At 72.3% G+C, this 488-nt stretch carries 1 protein-coding gene; it reads right to left on the minus strand.

All coding sequences use genetic code 11. The features are described 5' to 3' along the window. Positions 1-273, minus strand: a 273-nt coding sequence (locus V5E28_RS49160) for a hypothetical protein (RefSeq protein WP_336217212.1), incomplete at its 3' end; no start/stop codon positions are given. Positions 274-488: the final 215 nt, after the last annotated feature.

A 488-nucleotide genomic window follows, 5' to 3' on the forward strand; every position in this document is an offset into this window, starting at 1 on the left:
CCCTTCGTATCCCAGCGTGCAGACACTGCAGGGCGTCGTGTGAGGGTTGTCGTCGGGGTGGGGGTTGGAGTGGTGGCCGGCGAAGGGGTCGGGCTTGTGCTCGGGGTGGCCTTCCGGGCGGAGGCCGGCGGGGTCGTGCCGGTTGGCGTGGCAGGCGTTGGCGTGGCAGGAGCCGGCGTGGCAGGAGCCGGCGGGGCTGAGGCTGGCAGGCCGAGCGTGGTGGTGGCCGCTGGGTCTGCGACTGCGGGCGGGCTGGTTAAGGGCGCGGGCCACAGGATGTAGGCCGCACTCACCGTCGCCGCCACCCCCGCCGCCACCGCCACAGGCCGTCCCCATTTGGAGGTACGGCGGGCAGCATGGTCTCGTCTAGGCGCCGCCGGTGTGGTGTCACGGCGAGAAACGCCGGGTTTGCCGTGATGCTCGCCAGGGCCGCTGTCCCTGTGAGGTTCACTGGGCACGCTGTCCCGGCGAGCCTCAGCAGGTCCGTT

Origin of the sequence: Nonomuraea sp. LPB2021202275-12-8, from assembly GCF_037044575.1 — a bacterium.
GTDB lineage: Bacteria > Actinomycetota > Actinomycetes > Streptosporangiales > Streptosporangiaceae > Nonomuraea.